The organism is Humibacter ginsenosidimutans (assembly GCF_007859675.1).
Taxonomy (GTDB): domain Bacteria; phylum Actinomycetota; class Actinomycetes; order Actinomycetales; family Microbacteriaceae; genus Humibacter; species Humibacter ginsenosidimutans.
In genome coordinates this window covers 2653956-2670116 of sequence record NZ_CP042305.1, presented here as the reverse complement: position 1 = coordinate 2670116, position 16161 = coordinate 2653956, and the positions used below count along the sequence as shown (strand labels likewise).

General features: G+C 69.7%; 15 protein-coding genes and 1 pseudogene. 11 read left to right on the top strand and 5 right to left on the bottom strand.

Going from position 1 to position 16161, the window contains the following annotated elements; translation table 11 throughout:
• Positions 1 to 40: 40 nt before the first annotated feature.
• Positions 41 to 532, top strand: a complete 492-nt coding sequence (locus FPZ11_RS12245; RefSeq protein WP_146321285.1) for a hypothetical protein — start codon at positions 41 to 43, stop codon at positions 530 to 532.
• A gap of 120 nt (positions 533 to 652) precedes the next feature.
• Here the strand turns inward: FPZ11_RS12245 and purB are convergent, their stop codons facing one another.
• Positions 653 to 2035, bottom strand: coding sequence for an adenylosuccinate lyase (purB, locus tag FPZ11_RS12240; RefSeq protein WP_146321283.1), 1383 nt, complete (start codon positions 2033 to 2035; stop codon positions 653 to 655).
• Positions 2032 to 2574: a low molecular weight protein-tyrosine-phosphatase gene (locus FPZ11_RS12235; RefSeq protein ID WP_246846240.1), complete on the bottom strand. Its 543-nt coding sequence runs from the start codon at positions 2572 to 2574 to the stop codon at positions 2032 to 2034. Before FPZ11_RS12235 ends, purB begins: the two co-directional genes overlap by 4 nt.
• A gap of 239 nt (positions 2575 to 2813) precedes the next feature.
• Here FPZ11_RS12235 and FPZ11_RS12230 point away from each other — a divergent pair, with 239 nt between their 5' ends.
• Positions 2814 to 3107, top strand: a complete 294-nt coding sequence (locus FPZ11_RS12230) for a hypothetical protein (protein WP_146321281.1) — start codon at positions 2814 to 2816, stop codon at positions 3105 to 3107.
• A gap of 6 nt (positions 3108 to 3113) precedes the next feature.
• Entirely contained in the window at positions 3114 to 4607 is a 1494-nt protein-coding gene (locus FPZ11_RS12225) for an alpha/beta hydrolase family protein (RefSeq protein WP_146321279.1), read from the top strand.
• 2 nt (positions 4608 to 4609) lie between these two features.
• Here FPZ11_RS12225 and FPZ11_RS12220 read toward each other — a convergent pair whose 3' ends face one another.
• On the bottom strand, positions 4610 to 5002 hold the full coding sequence (locus tag FPZ11_RS12220) for a phage holin family protein (protein ID WP_146321277.1): 393 nt from the start codon (positions 5000 to 5002) through the stop codon (positions 4610 to 4612).
• 435 nt (positions 5003 to 5437) lie between these two features.
• On the opposite strand from FPZ11_RS12220, the gene FPZ11_RS12215 reads away from it, so the two are divergent.
• The 4 genes and pseudogenes from FPZ11_RS12215 to FPZ11_RS12200 all read left to right on the top strand — a co-directional run bounded on the left by FPZ11_RS12215 (position 5438) and on the right by FPZ11_RS12200 (position 10232).
• On the top strand, positions 5438 to 6544 hold the full coding sequence (locus FPZ11_RS12215; RefSeq protein WP_246846239.1) for a histidinol-phosphate transaminase: 1107 nt from the start codon (positions 5438 to 5440) through the stop codon (positions 6542 to 6544).
• A 5-nt stretch (positions 6545 to 6549) separates the two neighbouring features.
• Positions 6550 to 7722, top strand: coding sequence for a pyruvate dehydrogenase (acetyl-transferring) E1 component subunit alpha (gene pdhA / locus FPZ11_RS12210; RefSeq protein WP_146321275.1), 1173 nt, complete (start codon positions 6550 to 6552; stop codon positions 7720 to 7722).
• Positions 7723 to 7817: 95 nt separating this feature from the next.
• A pseudogene (locus tag FPZ11_RS12205) lies at positions 7818 to 8778 on the top strand (alpha-ketoacid dehydrogenase subunit beta).
• 62 nt (positions 8779 to 8840) lie between these two features.
• Positions 8841 to 10232 carry a dihydrolipoamide acetyltransferase family protein gene (locus FPZ11_RS12200; RefSeq protein ID WP_146321273.1) on the top strand — a complete coding sequence of 464 codons (1392 nt, stop codon included), beginning with the start codon at positions 8841 to 8843 and terminating at the stop codon, positions 10230 to 10232.
• 169 nt (positions 10233 to 10401) lie between these two features.
• Here FPZ11_RS12200 and FPZ11_RS12195 read toward each other — a convergent pair whose 3' ends face one another.
• A complete protein-coding gene (locus FPZ11_RS12195) occupies positions 10402 to 11208 on the bottom strand; it encodes a hypothetical protein (RefSeq protein ID WP_146321271.1) in 807 nt (268 codons plus the stop codon).
• 127 nt (positions 11209 to 11335) lie between these two features.
• Positions 11336 to 12283 carry a 5'-3' exonuclease gene (locus FPZ11_RS12190; RefSeq protein WP_246846238.1) on the bottom strand — a complete coding sequence of 316 codons (948 nt, stop codon included), beginning with the start codon at positions 12281 to 12283 and terminating at the stop codon, positions 11336 to 11338.
• A 432-nt stretch (positions 12284 to 12715) separates the two neighbouring features.
• On the opposite strand from FPZ11_RS12190, the gene FPZ11_RS12185 reads away from it, so the two are divergent.
• The 4 genes from FPZ11_RS12185 to FPZ11_RS12170 are packed head-to-tail and all read left to right on the top strand — an operon-like array spanning position 12716 to position 16075.
• Complete coding sequence (locus FPZ11_RS12185; protein ID WP_146321268.1) at positions 12716 to 13654, top strand: metal ABC transporter solute-binding protein, Zn/Mn family; 939 nt, start codon at positions 12716 to 12718, stop codon at positions 13652 to 13654.
• Positions 13651 to 14664: a metal ABC transporter ATP-binding protein gene (locus FPZ11_RS12180; RefSeq protein ID WP_246846237.1), complete on the top strand. Its 1014-nt coding sequence runs from the start codon at positions 13651 to 13653 to the stop codon at positions 14662 to 14664. The genes FPZ11_RS12185 and FPZ11_RS12180 overlap by 4 nt, the downstream gene beginning before the upstream one ends.
• Complete coding sequence (locus FPZ11_RS12175; RefSeq protein WP_210415861.1) at positions 14661 to 15680, top strand: metal ABC transporter permease; 1020 nt, start codon at positions 14661 to 14663, stop codon at positions 15678 to 15680. Before FPZ11_RS12180 ends, FPZ11_RS12175 begins: the two co-directional genes overlap by 4 nt.
• Positions 15677 to 16075: a Fur family transcriptional regulator gene (locus FPZ11_RS12170; protein WP_146321266.1), complete on the top strand. Its 399-nt coding sequence runs from the start codon at positions 15677 to 15679 to the stop codon at positions 16073 to 16075. The genes FPZ11_RS12175 and FPZ11_RS12170 overlap by 4 nt, the downstream gene beginning before the upstream one ends.
• Positions 16076 to 16161: the final 86 nt, after the last annotated feature.

Genomic DNA, 16161 nt, shown 5'->3' with positions numbered 1-16161 from the left:
CGGCCACCACGCACGTTCTCTCACCGAAAGAAGAAATCCGATGAACCTGTTCGACCGCTTCAAGAGCCGCAAGCACGTTTCGCACCCCGACCGGGCACTGCTGCGCGCCGACGCCGCCGCCGTCGACGACTACGAGAGGATGCTCCGCACAGCCCCGCCCGCCACTCTCGAACGCATCCACGCCGAGGCCTTCGAGAGGCTGACGCCCGCGCAGCTCGACGTGCTGTTCGAGCGTTTCGTCTCCCGCGCGGAGTCCGCCGCCGAGAGGCCGCGCGACGCTCGCCCCCGCAGTCTCGCGAAGGCGGCAGCGCGTGCGGAGTCTCGCCGTCCCGGCGCGATCGGGCGCCTGCTGAGCCCCGATGAGACGGGTTCGGCGGAGCACAAGGCGTCCGTGGACGACGCGCGCGGATGGGTCGGCTACTCGTTGGTCGACACCATCGCGCTCTACGCCGTGTCGTCGGCGGTGTGGGAGGCGTGGGAGGTCGACGCCCCTGGCGGCATCATCTGGGGCGACGTCGACGACTGGTTCTGAGGCTCACGAGCCGGCGCGCGCACGTCGGCCCCCAGCCCATTCCCTACCGCGCCAGTTCTCGGCTGCTGCGCCACGTTTCCTGGCGCGCTAGCCACAAGCCGGCGCAATTGACCCAGCAGGTCAGCCGAGGTGGTCGACGAGCGACGACGCGAGCCCCACGTAGCCGGCGGGGGTGAGCGCGAGAAGGCGAGCCTTGGCATCCTCGCCGATGTCGAGCGTCTCGATGAACGCGGCGAGCCCCTCGGCGTCCACCCGCTTGCCGCGCGTGAGCTCCTTGAGCATCGCGTAGGGGTCGCTGATCGACGAGCGTCCGGCGGTGACTTCGGCACGAATGACGGTCTGGATCGCCTCGCCGAGCACCTCCCAGTTGCCGTTGAGATCGCGGGCGAGGGCATCCTCGTCGAGCGCGATCTCGAGCAGGCCGCGCTGGATGTTGTCGAGCGCCAGCAGCGAGTGTCCGAGTCCGACGCCGATGTTGCGCTGCGTGGTGGAGTCGGTGAGGTCGCGCTGGAGGCGGCTCGTGACGAGCGTGGAGGCGAGCGAATCCAGCAGCGCGGACGAGAGCTCGAGGTTCGCCTCGGCGTTCTCGAACCTGATCGGGTTGATCTTGTGCGGCATGGTCGACGACCCGGTCGCCCCCGCCTGCGGGATCTGGCGGAAGTAGCCGAGCGAGATGTACGTCCAGATGTCGGTCGCCAGGTTGTGCAGCACGCGGTTGGCGTGCGCGACGCGGCCGTAGAGCTCGGCCTGCCAGTCGTGCGACTCGATCTGCGTGGTGAGCGGGTTCCAGGTGAGGCCCAACGACTCGACGAACTCCTTCGAGATCGCGGGCCAGTCGGCCGTCGGGTCCGCCGCGAGGTGCGCCGAGAAGGTTCCGGTCGCGCCGCTGAACTTGCCGAGGTACTCGTTGCCCGCCACCTGCGTCGCGATGCGCTGCAGCCGGTACACGAACACCGCGAACTCCTTGCCCATCGTGCTGGGCGTCGCGGGCTGGCCGTGCGTGTGGGCGAGCATCGGGGCATCCCGCATCTCCAGCGCACGCGTGCGCAGCGCGTCGATCACGGTCGTCAGCTTCGGCAGCCACACCTCGGTCACGGCCGCCTTGACGGTGAGCGCATACGAGAGGTTGTTGATGTCCTCGCTCGTGCACGCGAAGTGCGTGAGCTCCGCGATGGCGTCGAGACCGAGCTCGCTCAGCTTCTCGCGCACGAGGTACTCGACCGCCTTCACGTCGTGTCGCGTCGTGGCCTCGAGTGTGGCCAGCCGGTCGATCTCGGCCTGACCGAAGTCGGTGACGAGCGCGCGCAGAGAGGATGTCTGCTCCTGCGTCAGCGGCTCGCTTCCGAACATGCGGTGCGAGGTGAGGTACAGCAGCCACTCCACCTCGACCTGCACGCGCGCCCGGTTGAGGCCCGCCTCGGAGAGGAAGTCGCCGAGCTCGGAGACGGCTGCGCGGTAGCGGCCGTCGAGCGGGCTGAGCGGCTGGGGAGGAAGGGAGGTCATGGCTTTCCTTGGGGTTGGGGCGAGGAGCGCAACGCGGGTGCGAGCTGGGCGAGCAGGGCGCGGTCGGCCCGCTCGATCATGCCGAGCACCGCGCCGAAGTAGGCGTGGTCGGAGTAATAGGGATCCGGCACGTCCAGTGAATCGGATCGTGGATGCTCGAAGCTGCGCAGAAGCTGCACCTTGCTGCGGTCGATGTCGTTGGTCACAGCGCTCTTGAGGATGCGCTCATGGCTGCGGTCGAGTGCGACCACCAGATCGAGCCGGTGGAACCACGTGGCGTCGAACTGGCGGGCGCGATGCTCCGACCCGTCGTAGCCGTGGGCGGCCAGGGTGTCGACGGCACGCGGGTCGGCGTGCTCGCCGACGTGCCAGTCGCCGGTGCCCGCCGACGTGACGTCGACGCGGTCGGCGAGGCCGGCATCCGCCGCGAGACTGCGGAACACGACCTCCGCCATCGGCGATCGGCAGATGTTGCCGCTGCAGACGAAGCAGATGCTGAAACGCGGCGCCGCCGGCATCGGATCGGGCGCGAAGCTCATGCCTCCATTCTGCTGCAGTGACGGGATGCTCCGCCTCCCCAGCCGACAGCTGCCGCCGGTTCTCCCCAATCGGCCGCCTGCTCGACCGAGCGTTCCGCACGGTCGCCAAGCTGGTTCCGTACGTCGGCGAGCGGCCGACGACGTTCTGCAACGAGGTTCTGCGGTGGCGCGTGCGAGTTGGAGGAGGCGATCATCTGGACCGATCGACGATCGACGCTGCGGCGGCAACGGTGGGTTACGTGCGCGACGAAGTGATGGCGGCGTTGAGCCAGCTGCCCGACTCCGCAGAGCTCGAATGGCGTTCGCCGGCGCAGCGCAGCTTCCAATCCCGGCTCGAGGAGATCAGTGCCCACGTGCGCGACGCGCTGGCGGTCCTCGACGCCGCTTCCGACGAGCTGATCGCCTACGCGAGCAGCATCGACAACTCACCGTCGGGCGCTTCCGACATCGGGCGCACGCTGTTCCACCCGGGGTCCGCGATCCTCGGCAGTGGGTCCGGCGCTCGCGGTGCGTGGGCTGACGGCAGGCGGTGAGTCTGCGTGTCCACGTCGAGCACCTCGTCCGGTGACATCACCGTCTCGGGCGGCACTCAGGTCGCGTCGGATGCCCTCACCGCCGCACACGACCGACTCGCGACAGTCGCCGCCGCCTTTCGAGACCTCGCCGACGAGCTGCGTCCGGTGGTCGCGCTGACCGGGCCGACGGATGCCGTGCGCCTCGCTCATGTCGCGGCCGAGGGCATCCAGCAGGCCGCGAGCGACTCGAAGCGGCTGGCCGCCGAGCTGCTCGAGGCGGCGCGCAGCTACAACAAGGCGGAGCGCGACGCGAACTCGAACCTGATGGACCTCAGCACCTACGCCGGCTGGGCGTTCGGTGCATTCTGGCCGGTGGCAGCGGCGCTGGGCGCGCTTTCGCTGCCCCAGCTGATCGTGACGCTTGTGCCGGCCTTCGTCGCCGGCAGCGTCGCGGCCGGCTCGCCCGGTGCCTTGTTCGGCGACCTCGGCTCCGGAGCCGCGCGCAAAGCCAACCTGCTGCGCGACCCACGGATGGTCTTCCTGCTGCGTTTCGCGGTCTCCGCGGCCGATGACGCGATGCTCGGCGCCGCCGGGCTGCCCCTGCCGATGGCGGCGAAGCTCGACGACCGGGGAACCTCGCTGTTCGGCCTGCGCGGCGGAGCGCGAGTGGTCGTCGGCGCCGGCCGCATGTTCGGGCTGCTCGACGACTCGCCCGTACGCGTGCATCGCACCGATGCCGGGGTCGTCGCCCCGCCGTCGACCTTCGCGGCACTCGCGGATCGGGTGCCGCCGAGCGTCGCAGGAGCGCCACAGGTGCGGGTCGAGCGCTTCGGCGGAACGGAAGGAGCCAAGCCCACGTACATCGTCTACGTGGGCGGCACGGTCGACACCAGTCCGAAGGCGACGAACGAGCCGTTCGACATCTCCAGCGACCTCTCTTCAGTCGCCGGACTCGACACCGCCTCCGTGCATGCCGTGCAACGGGCCATGCACGACGCAGGCATCGCCGACGGCGACACGGTCATCCCCGTTGGCTACTCGCAGGGCGGCATCGTGGCCACCCAGCTCGCCACGTGCGGCCGCTACGACGTTCCGACGCTGGTCACGTTCGGATCCCCGACCGGAGGCGTCGACGTGACGTCGAGCACGGTCGACGTCGCGGTGGAGCACACCGACGACCTGGTTCCGGCGCTGGGCGGGTTCGCGCGAGGAGCGGACGACGGCGGAAGCGATCGCATCCTCGTGACCAGGCAGACCTACGACGGGCCCGTGCCGACGGGGTCGCCGATCGCCGCGCACAGCATGGTCGAGTACACCATCACGGCGCAGCAGATGGATGCCTCCGGCGACCCGCGTCTGGCCGCCGCGCTTCACGCACTCCCCACCGACGAGGCCGGAACGGCTGGGCTCTACCGAGGGGACAGGGTGCAGCAGGTCCCGGCCCCGCCGCAGGTGCCGACCCCCGCGCCGCAGTCGTCGCCGACCCCGTCACCGGCTCCGACGAAGGCTTCGCGATGAGGTCAGCGCCGTATCGCCGGGCGGAAGATCATGCCGAGCAGCCAGCTGATGATCGCGAGGATGAGCGCCGCCCACACGCCGTCCCAGAATCCGTCGACGTGCAGACCGAAGCCCATGCCGTCGCTGATCCACGACACCAGCAACAGGAGCAGCCCGTTCACGATCAGCGAGATGAGGCCGAGCGTGAGCACGTACAGCGGAAAGGCCACGACGCGGATGACCGTGCCCACGATGCCGTTCACGACACCGAAGATCAGCGCAACGAGCAAATACGTGAGAAGGAGCGGGAACTCACCGCCGCTCGGGTCGTACGACTTCACGGTGACGCCCGACACGAGCAGCGTGGTCAGCCACAGCGCGAACGCGTTGATGATCAGTTTCAGCAGAAACCTCATGCGCCCAGTGTGTCAGTCCGCGGCCGTCCGCCCAAGGATCCGCCGCCGCGCGAGTCGCCCCGGCCGGGTGACGCGCGTGCGCCCCCTCCGCTGATTGCGGAGCACGCGGCGAGCAGGGGCGCCCCATCCCGCCGGTTGAGGAGTACTCGGCGAGCCGTGGATGCGTCGTCCCGCTGGTTGAGGAGCACGTGGCGAAGCCGCGCACGTCTCGAAACCCGCACAGAGTCCATTCCGCAGCTCGATCCATTCCGCAGCTCGGTTTCGAGACGGCCGTCTGCGGCGTCCTCCTCAACCAGCGGGACGACGGCCGCCCGTGGCAGCCTCCTCGACCGGGTGCCGACGCCCACGTGCCGTCGGCACTTCAACCCGACGGCCGCACGCTGGCCCCGACGACTCGTGAGCGTTCCGGAATGTACGAGCGCGTAAGTTGGCACTGTGGATCCCCAGAATGTCGAACGGGTGCTCCTGCGCCCCGAGATCGCCAGCCTCGCGGCGTACGCGCAGGGGCGCGTTCCGCCGTCGGACGGCTTCAAGCTCTCCAGCAACGAGAACCCCTTCGACCCGCTGCCCGGGGTTCTGGATGCCGTCGCCTCCTCGACCGCGCTCAACCGCTACCCCGACGGCGCGGCCCTCGCCCTCCGCGATCGCCTTGCGGAGCGATTCGGCGTCGGCACCGCGCAGGTGCACCTCGGTGCAGGCTCCGTCGCGCTGCTGTCGCAGTTCATCAATGCCGCCGCCGGTCCGGGCGACGAGGTGCTGTACGCGTGGCGGTCGTTCGAGGCGTATCCGGGTCTCGTGACGGTGTCGGGGGCATCCAGCGTCACGGTTCCGCTGCTGCCGGATGCACGGCACGACCTCGACGGCATGGTCGCCGCGATCACCGACCGCACGCGCGTCATCATCGTCTGCACACCGAACAATCCGACGGGGCCGGTCGTGACCGCCGATGAGTTCGAGCGGTTCATGGCCGCCGTGCCGTCCGACCGCCTCGTGCTCCTCGACGAGGCGTACGTGGAGTTCGTCACCGACCCGAGCCACGTCGACGGTCGCGCGCTCATCGGGCACTACCCGAACCTCGTCGTGCTGCGCACGTTCTCGAAGGCCTACGGCCTCGCCGGCCTGCGCATCGGCTACGCGATCGGGCCGGAACGGCTGCTGAACGCGGCACGCTCCACCGCCATCCCGATGAGCGTCACCGACCTCGCTCAGTCCGCGGCGCTCGCCTCGCTCGACCGCGAAGACGAGCTGCTCGCCCGCGTCGCGACCATCGCGGAGCGCCGCGCCCAGCTGCGCGACGGCCTGCTGGAGCAGGGGTGGCAGGTTCCGCAGGCGCAGGGCAATTTCGTGTGGCTGCCGACGGGCATCCACACGCCCTTCGCGATCGACGCGTTCTTCGACGCGGGTCTGGCGGTGCGCGGGTTCGTGCCCGACGGCATCCGGGTCGGCGTTGGCGAAGAGGATTCTGTCGGACGCGTTCTAAAGATCGCACAACAGGTTGTCGATCACCTACGGAAGGCGTCGACAGCCGAGCAGTTAGGTTAGTGGGGATGTCTGCCACGAACGACCGATTCGCGCAGTCGGCGGGGCTCTCCGCCGAGACCGTGCAAGTACTGACCGAGGACGGCCGATTCGAGCCGACGGGTGCCGCGGCCGAGTTTCTGCCATACCTCGAATCGCTGACTGACGACGACCACCGCCGCTTCTACCGCGACATGGTCATCGTGCGCCGTTTCGACACCGAGGCGACGAACCTGCAGCGGCAGGGGCAGCTCGCTCTGTGGCCGCCGAGCAGCGGCCAGGAGGCCGCGCAGGTCGGCTCCGCGCGTGCGGCGAAGCCGCAGGACACGATCTTCCCGTCGTACCGCGAGCACGTGGTCGCGACGATCCGCGGCGTCGACCCGCTCGACATCATTCGCGTCATGCGTGGTGTCACCAATGGCGGCTGGGATCCGACCGATCCCAAGAACGGCAACGTGCGCGTCTACACGCTCGTGCTAGGCACTCAGGCGCTGCACGCCACCGGCTACGCGATGGGTGTCGCGCTCGACGGACATTCCGGCACGGGCGACCCCGAGCGCGACGAGGCCGTCATCGTCTACTTCGGCGACGGCGCGAGCTCCGAGGGTGACGTCAGCGAGGCGCTCGTCTTCGCCGGCAGCTTCCAGACCCCCGAGGTCTTCTTTCTGCAGAACAACCAGTGGGCCATCTCGGTGCCCGTCAAGACGCAGTCGCGCGCACCCCTCTACCAGCGCGGCGCCGGGTTCGGCATGCCCGGCATCCAGGTCGACGGCAATGACGTGCTCGCCAGCTACATGGTGGCGGCGAAGCGGTTGGATGCGGCGCGCAGCGGCCAGGGACCGAGCCTCATCGAGGCGGTGACCTACCGCATGGGCGCGCACACCACGAGCGACGATCCCACCAGATACCGCACCTCCGACGAGGAAGAGCACTGGCGCGGGCGCGACCCGATCAACCGCATGCGCTCCTTCCTGGCCGGTCAGGGCGTCGGCGAAGAGTGGTTCGCCGCCGTCGACGAGGAGGCAGCCGACTACGCGGCCGACGTGCGCCGGCGCACACTCGAGATCGTCGCTCCCGTGGCGGAGACCATGTTCGAGCACGTCTACTCCGAGCCGCATGCCGACATGGCCGAGCAGCGCGCCTGGCTCGAGCGCTACGAGCGTTCGTTCGAAACGGATGCCGCGACCAAGGGGGCACAGTGACCGACGTGACCACCGCGAACGATCGCGAGCAGGCATCCGTGCAGCAGCACGGCACGCAACGCACCCCGTTCCGCACCGGTACCGAGAGCCTGCCCATGGCGAAGGCGCTCAACGCCGGCCTGCGCCAGGGCGCTCGCCGACGACCCGCACGTGCTGCTGATGGGCGAGGACATCGGGCAGCTCGGCGGCGTGTTCCGCGTGACGGAGGGGCTGCAGACCGAGTTCGGGCCGCAGCGGGTCATCGACAGCCCGCTCGCGGAGTCCGGTCTGGTGGGAACGGCGATCGGGTTGGCGATGCGCGGCTACCGGCCGGTGCTGGAGATCCAGTTCGACGGCTTCGTGTTCCCCGCTTTCGACCAGATCACCACGCAGCTCGCCAAGATCACGGCCAGGCATGACGGCCAGGTGCGCATGCCGGTGGTCATCCGCATTCCCTACGGCGGGCACATCGGCGCCGTCGAGCACCACCAGGAGAGCCCGGAGGCGTACTTCGCGCACACCCCGGGCATCCGCGTGGTCAGCCCGTCGACGCCCAACGACGCGTACTGGATGATCCAGGAGGCCATCGCCTCCGACGACCCGATCGTGTTCCTCGAGCCGAAGAGCCGGTACTGGCCCAAGGGCGAGGTCGACTTCGAGGCGAGCGCCGTGCCGCTGCACGCGAGCCGCGTGGTGCGTACCGGCACCGACGTCACGCTCGTGGGCCACGGCGCCATGGTGAGCGTGCTGCTCCGCGCCGCCGAGATCGCCGCCGACGAGGGCACGAGCGTGGAGGTCGTCGACCTGCGGTCGCTGTCCCCCGTCGACTTCGGGCCGTTGCTCGGCTCGGTGCGCAAGACGGGCAGGCTCGTCGTGGCGCAGGAGGCACCCGGCTTCGCGAGCGTCGGCAGCGAGATCGCCGCGACCGTCGCCGAGAAGGGGTTCTACTCGCTCGAGGCGCCCGTGCTGCGCGTCTCCGGATTCGACACACCGTTCCCGCCCGCGAAGCTCGAAGACTCGTATCTGCCCGACGCCGACCGCGTGCTCGAGGCCGTCGACCGCGCGCTCGCGTACTGATCGCCGCGCCGACGGCATCCACGTTCCCCTACTTTCCGAGACAACCGCCAGCAAGGAGTGCCATGAGCGAGTCGGAGTTTCTGCTGCCGGATGTCGGCGAAGGCCTGACCGAGGCCGAGATCGTCTCGTGGAAGGTCGCGCCGGGCGACGAGGTGCACGTCAACGACGTGCTCTGCGAGATCGAGACCGCGAAGTCGCTCGTCGAGCTGCCGTCACCGTTCGAAGGCGTCGTCGACCGGCTGCTCGTGACCGAGGGCGAGACCGTCGAGGTGGGCGCGCCCATCATCATCGTGGGTGCGGGGGCATCAGGCGCCGCTGAGGTCGTCGGGCTCGACAACGTGATCGAGGTGGACGAGCTCGAGGTGCAGGCATCCACCGCCGGGGCCGGTGCAGAGGATGCTCGTGCCGCAGCCGCAGAGGCACCCGCGACCACGCTCATCGAGCGCGAGGGCGACGAGCCCAAGCCCGGCGCGGTGCTCGTGGGATACGGCTCGGCCGGACACGGAGCGAGCCGCCGGCGCAGCCAGAATCGCACCCCGGCGGAGGGCCGACACGTGCCGTCGGCCGCCGACCTCGTGCCCGCGGCATCCGCCACGCCCGTCATCGCGAAGCCGCCGATCCGCAAGCTCGCCAAAGACCTCGGCGTCGACCTCGCGGCGATCACCGGCACCGGCATCGCCGGCGAGATCACCAGGGACGATGTGGTGCGGCACGCCAGTCAGGCCAGCGTGTTCCGCAACATCGAGACGCCCGAATGGTCCGACGAGCGCGAGGAGCGCGTGCCGGTCAAGGGCATGCGCAAGCAGATCGCGTCGGCCATGGTGCGCTCCAAGTTCACCGCTCCGCACGTGAGCGTCTTCGTCGACGTGGATGCCACGCGCACCATGGAGTTCGTCAAGCGGCTCAAGGAGTCCACGACGTTCGCCGGCGTGAAGGTGTCACCGCTGCTCATCATGGCCAAGGCCATGATCTGGGCCGTGCGCCGCAACCCGAGCGTGAACGCCACCTGGACCGACGACGAGATCGTCATCCACCACTACGTCAACCTCGGCATCGCGGCGGCCACCCCGCGCGGGTTGATCGTGCCGAACATCAAGGAGGCTCAGTCGATGAGCCTGCTCGAGCTCGCCCACGCGCTCGAGCAGCTCACGCTGACCGCGCGCGACGGCAAGACGCCGCCCGCCGACATGCAGAACGGCACGATCACGATCACCAACATCGGCGTCTTCGGCATGGACACCGGAACGCCCATCCTCAACCCGGGCGAGGTCGGGATCGTGGCGCTCGGCACGATCAAGCAGAAGCCGTGGGTGGTGGACGGCGAGGTGCGTCCACGCTACGTGACGACGATCGGCGGCTCGTTCGACCACCGGGTGGTCGACGGCGACGTCGTCTCGCGCTTCGTCGCCGACGTCGCCGCCATCATCGAGGAGCCGGCGCTTCTCCTGGACTGAGTTGTCTTGCGCGCCGGTCCCCGCCCGGCGCGCCGCAGTGGGCGTGCTGAAAATCGGAGTTCTGCGCGACACGCCGTGGCGGCGGCCCGACACGCCGACCCTCCCGGCACAAGTCCGATTTCCGGCACAGGATCCGCGGGAGTGCGGGCCGGCAGGAGGATGAGCTCGGTCACGTATCGGTGCGCCGAGCTCCCGGTTTGTGCGCCGACTCGTGGCGCGGGGTCTCGATGCCGACGAGAAGCTCGCCGAGCGCCGCCGACCGGCGCTTGCGATCGACGCGCTGCGTCGCGACCACAGTGACGGCCGCGGCGATCACCACCACGACGAACAGCCATCCGAACCCGGGATGGCCGAGCACGAAGCACGTCACCATCGCGACGATCCCGAGCAGCATCACCGAAGTGGCCACCCCCGATATGCGTGCCCGTCGAAGATAGCGCGGGTCGGGATCGAGCATGTTGAGCTCGACGAAATCGCGGGTGCGGGCGATGGCCATGACCGGAATGGAGACTCCGATCCACACGATCGCCGCGGCGATCAGGCCGACCGCATATCCGACGAGGAGGATCGGCATCCACACCGGCCCGCCGTCGTACCAGTAGTGCCAGGGATCTCGTGCGAGGACGACGGCGAGGGCGTTCTGGAACGCCGGCAGCACCCACACGATCAAGGAGGCGGCGGAACAGACAACGGCGGCCACGAAGGGCAGCAGGAACATCGGCACGGTGAACGCCTGCACGTCGCGGCCACCGCGCCAGAGCGGCTGAAGCACGCCGAACACCCCGGCGAGCACGGGCCCGGCGAAAGGCAGGTATCCCCACACGGTCTCGCCCTGGTCATCCGGGATGGCGAGGAACTCTCCGATGACGGTGGCGATGACGCCCACCACGAGCACGGCGATGGCCGGGGCGCTGAAGCAGAGACGCAGCGGACTGGATGCCGGGACTGTCGAAGTCTCTTCGGAGGGCGAACTCATCCGGCCATTATCCCGGCGGCTCGCACTCCCGACGCGGTCCGCCGCGGGGCCTGCGATGCGCCGCGCGCGTCGCCCACGCGACGCGCGACCCGGCGACGAAGGGTGCCGGTGAGGAGGAGATGGGCACTCAGTGCTGAGCCGCGGACTCGAGCGCCTTCAGCGCGCGGTCGAGCGAGCCGCCGAGGTTGTAGCGCTCGCCGAGGGCGCGCACGGATGCCAGCTGCGCGGCATCCAGCGCCCGCAGCGTTCCGTCCACCTCGGGCAGCTCCACCCGCTCTCCCACAGCGATGGCGGGCATCGCGCGATCCAGATACTCCGTGGATGCCGTCAGCTTGGCTCGCACGCCAGCCGCCATCGCGACGCTCGAGTCCGCCGCCGCCGAGAGGATGCCCTGCAGGTCGCCGTACTCCCGCAGCAGCCCCGTCGCGGTCTTCTCGCCGACGCCGGCGACACCCGGCAGCCCGTCAGACGGGTCGCCGCGCATGGCCGCGAACGCCGCGTACTGCCCGGGCGAAATGCCGTACTTGGCCTCGACGACGGCATCCGTCACGAGCTCGAGCTTGCTCATGCCGCGGGCCGTGTAGATGATGCGAACAGCCGTGGTGTCATCGACGAGCTGGAACAGGTCGCGGTCGCCGGTGACGACATCGACCGGCATCGGGGTCGGGGCGTGCGCAGCGCGGCGGGCGAGGCATCCGATCACGTCGTCGGCCTCCGCCTGCTCGGCGCCGACCACCGCGATGCCGAGCTCGCCCAGCAGCTCGCGGATCACCGGCACCTGCCGCACCAGCCCGGCAGGGGTGTCTTCGACGTCGACGCCGCCCGGCACCAGCTGTGCGACCCGATGCGCCTTGTACTCCGGAATGAGGTCCACGCGCCAGCGCGGCCGCCAGTCGTCGTCCCAGCACGCGACAAGGGCGGTCGGCTCGTAGTCGTGCACCAGCTTCGCGATGATGTCGAGCAGCCCGCGGATGCCGTTCACCGGCATCCCGTCCGGCGCGGTCACGCTCTCGGGCACGCCGTAGAACGCGCGGAAGTACAGCGAAGCGGTGTCGAGCAGCATCAGTCGGCCCATGCGTCGATCCTCGCACCCGCCGGCGACGTCGGCCGGTGGTGCGCCAACGTCGCCAGACGTTCGGCTGTCCCTTCGTGTCGCCTGTCGGCCGATGACCCGACACGAAGGGACAGCGGAGTCGGGGTTGGCCGTCCCCGGCTTCGTCGCCGGCACCGGTCCCTTTGTGTCGCCCAAGTAGCGGTGAGGCGACACGAAGGGACAGCGGTGCAGCGCGCCGGGGGTGCAGCGCGGTGGGGGTGCAGCGCGCCGGGGGTGCAGTGCGGTGGGGCGCAGCGATGCGCGCGCCCTGCAGACCCGTGTCGCATTCCTTGTTGCTGTTGAGTATCATTATCAATAAGCGGTCGGTGCCAGTCGCGCCATCGACCGTCGGATGGGTGCGGAAAGCCGCACCGGACATCCACATCTGCGCGACTTAGACAGGTATCCCCCTCCATGAAGCGCTCCGTCTTCATCTCCACCACCATCGCCGCCGTCGCGGTCGCCACCCTCGCTCTCGCCGGATGCTCCACCACGGCCTCCGGCGCGGGCACGGCGTCGAGCGACCCCGCGTCCGGCCCGATCCGGGTCGTCGCCTCCACCAACGTGTGGGGCGACATCGCAGAGCAGATCGGCGGCGACGACGTCTCGGTGACGTCGATCATCGACGACCCCAACAAGGATCCGCACGAATACCAGGCCAGCGGCCAGAACCAGCTCGCCCTCTCCAAGGCCGAGATCGTCGTCGTCAACGGCGGCGGCTACGACGACTTCGTCGGCGACATGCTGAAGGCCGTGCCCACGAAGCCCGTCGTGTTGACGGCAGCCGACATCTCCGGCTACGACCAGCACCCCTCGGACGGCGACTTCAACGAGCACCTCTGGTACGACTTCCCGACCGTCGACAAAGTGGCGCAGAAGCTGGTCGCCGCCTACTCGAAGGCCAGACCGAAGGATGCCGGCACGTTCGAGTCGAACGCGAAGAAGTTCGAGGCATCCGTCGCCCAGCTCACCGACCTCGAGGCCCAGCTGAAGCAGAGCTACGCGGGCAAGGGCGCCGCCATCACCGAGCCCGTTCCGCTCTACATGCTGAACGCCATCGGACTCGTCGACAAGACGCCGGAGAAGTTCAGCGAGGCGATCGAGAACGACTCCGACGTCGCGCCCGCCGTGCTGCGCGAGACGCTCGCGCTGTTCTCCGGCCACAAGGTGGCCCTGCTCGCGTACAACGAGCAGACGACCGGCGCCGAGACGCAGCAGGTGCTCGACGCGGCGAAGGCGAACGACGTTCCCGTCGTTCCGGTCACCGAGACGTTGCCAGAGGGCAAGACGTACCTCACCTGGATGCGCAGCAACCTCGACAACATCGGCGCAGCGCTGAAGAAGTCGCGATGATGGAGACCGTGCAGGCAGATCCGTCCGAGGCTGGGCTCCCCGAGCAGCCGCCGCGCTCCTCGCCGGTCGAGGGCGCGCACGGCGCGACGCCCCCTGAGCGAGCAGAGCGAGTCGAGGGGCCGCGCCCCGATGCACTCGACGCGCCGGCGGCATCCCTCGAGACGGTGCTCAGCCTGCGCGATGCCACGCTCGGCTTCGCCGACCGCACACTGTGGTCGGGCCTCGACCTCGACGTGCACGCCGGCGAGTTCATCGCGGTGCTCGGCGCGAACGGGTCGGGAAAGACCAGCCTGCTCAAGGTCATCCTCGGGCAGCAGCGCCTGCAGGCCGGCAGCGTGGACTTTCTCGGCGAGCCGGTGACACGCGGCAACCGGCGCATCGGCTACATCCCGCAGCAGAAGCTCGCCGATGAGGGCACGCCGCTGCGCGCCCGGGACCTCGTCGGGCTCGGTGTCGACGGGCATCGCTGGGGCGTTCCCTGGCCGTCGAAGAAGCGCCGCGAGCGCATCGAAGATCTGCTGGATGCCGTCGGCGCGACTCCGTACGCGAAGGTTCCGATCTCGATGCTCTCCGGCGGCGAGCAGCAGAGGCTGCGCGTCGGCCAGGCTCTCGCCGGCGATCCGCGGCTGCTGCTCTGCGACGAGCCGCTGCTCTCGCTCGACCTCACGCACCAGCGCGGAGTGAGCGAGCTGATCGACCGGCACCGTCGCGAGCGTCAGCTCGGCGTGCTTTTCGTGACGCACGACATCAACCCGGTGCTCGACCTCGTCGACCGCGTGCTCTACCTCGCGGGCGGCACGTTCCGCATCGGCACGCCCGACCAGGTGCTGCGCAGCGAGGTGCTCAGCGAGCTGTACGGCTCGCCGGTCGACGTCATCCGCACGCGGGGTCGCATCGTGGTGGTCGGCACCTCGGATGCCCCGGGCGGGCATCCCGACGGACCGCACGCCCACCACGACGAGCACCACGACCCCGAGCACGACACCGAGGCGGTGAGGACGGTTCTATGACTCTCGCGTCTCTCACCCTCACGTCTCTGGCGATGACGGACGCCCCCGGCTGGTGGGGCCAGATCTTCAACTTCACCGACTACGGCCAGCTCGTCGTGCTGCTGCAGAACTCGATCCTCGCCGGTGCGTTGCTCGGCGTCGTCGGCGGGCTGATCGGCGTGTTCGTCATGTCGCGCGACATGGCGTTCGCGGTGCACGGCATCAGCGAGCTCTCGTTCGCCGGGGCATCCGCCGGCCTTCTGCTCGGCGTCGGTGTGGTGGAGGGCTCCATCGTGGGCTCGCTGATCGCGGCGCTGTTGATCGGGGTGCTCGGTTCGCGGGCCAGGGAACGCAACTCGATCACCGCCGTGCTGATGCCGTTCGGACTCGGTCTCGGCATCCTGTGCCTCGCCCTCTACCCGGGGCGGTCGGCGAACAAGTTCGGCCTGCTCACCGGACAGATCGTGGCGATCGACACCCCGCAGATCGGCGCTCTGCTCACCATCTCGGTCATCGTGCTCGTGGGGCTTCTGGTGGTGTGGCGTCCTCTCACCTTCGCGAGCCTCGACGCCGACGTCGCCGCCGCCCGCGGCGTGCCGACGCGCTCGCTGTCGATCGTCTTCATGCTGCTGCTCGGCCTCGCCGTCGCGGTCTCCGTGCAGATCGTCGGCGCGCTGCTCGTGCTCTCGATCCTCGTCACGCCCGCCGCCGCCGCGCTCAAGGTGTCGTCGTCGCCGCTGAAGGTTCCACTGCTCAGCGTGCTGTTCGCCGTGGTCTCGATGGTCGGCGGCATCATGCTCGCGCTCGGCGGCAGCGTGCCGATCAGCCCCTACGTGACGACCATCTCGTTCCTCATCTACGTGGTGTGCCGGCTCATCGCCTGGGGTCGCAAGCGGCGCGGCGTGAGCGGCAGGATGCCCGTCGTCGCCCACCCGGCGCTCGGCGCGGCCGTCGAGACGCGCGCCGCCGGCGAGCCCGTCTCGGCCGGCGTGGCGGCCGCCGCGGCAGAGACGCGCACGGGAGTGGATGCCGTGTGAAGCGCAACACCTGGCAGCGGGAGGCGGTGCGTGAGGCGCTGGCATCCAACGAGGGGTTCGTGAGCGCGCAGAGCCTGCACACCGGGCTGCGCGAGCACGGATCCACGATCGGACTGGCCACCGTGTACCGCGCGCTCGCCGACCTCGCCGCGGAGGGCGAGGCCGACTCGCTGCAGTCGCCGGAGGGCGAGGCCATCTACCGCGCCTGCTCCACGACCGGCCATCACCACCACCTCATCTGCCGCCGCTGCGGGCTCACGGTGGAGATCGGCGCGGATGACGTGGAGCAGTGGGCGCAGCGCGTCGCCTCGGAGCACGGCTTCACGGATGCCCGCCACGTCGTCGACGTGTTCGGCCTGTGTGCGAAGTGCTCGCAGGCATCCACCGCCCGATGACCCGTGTCGGGGGCCGCCCGCGGGCATGACGGTCCGCGCGCCCGCGCCGACAACACGCCGTTGTGGACCGTTGTCGGCGCAGATGT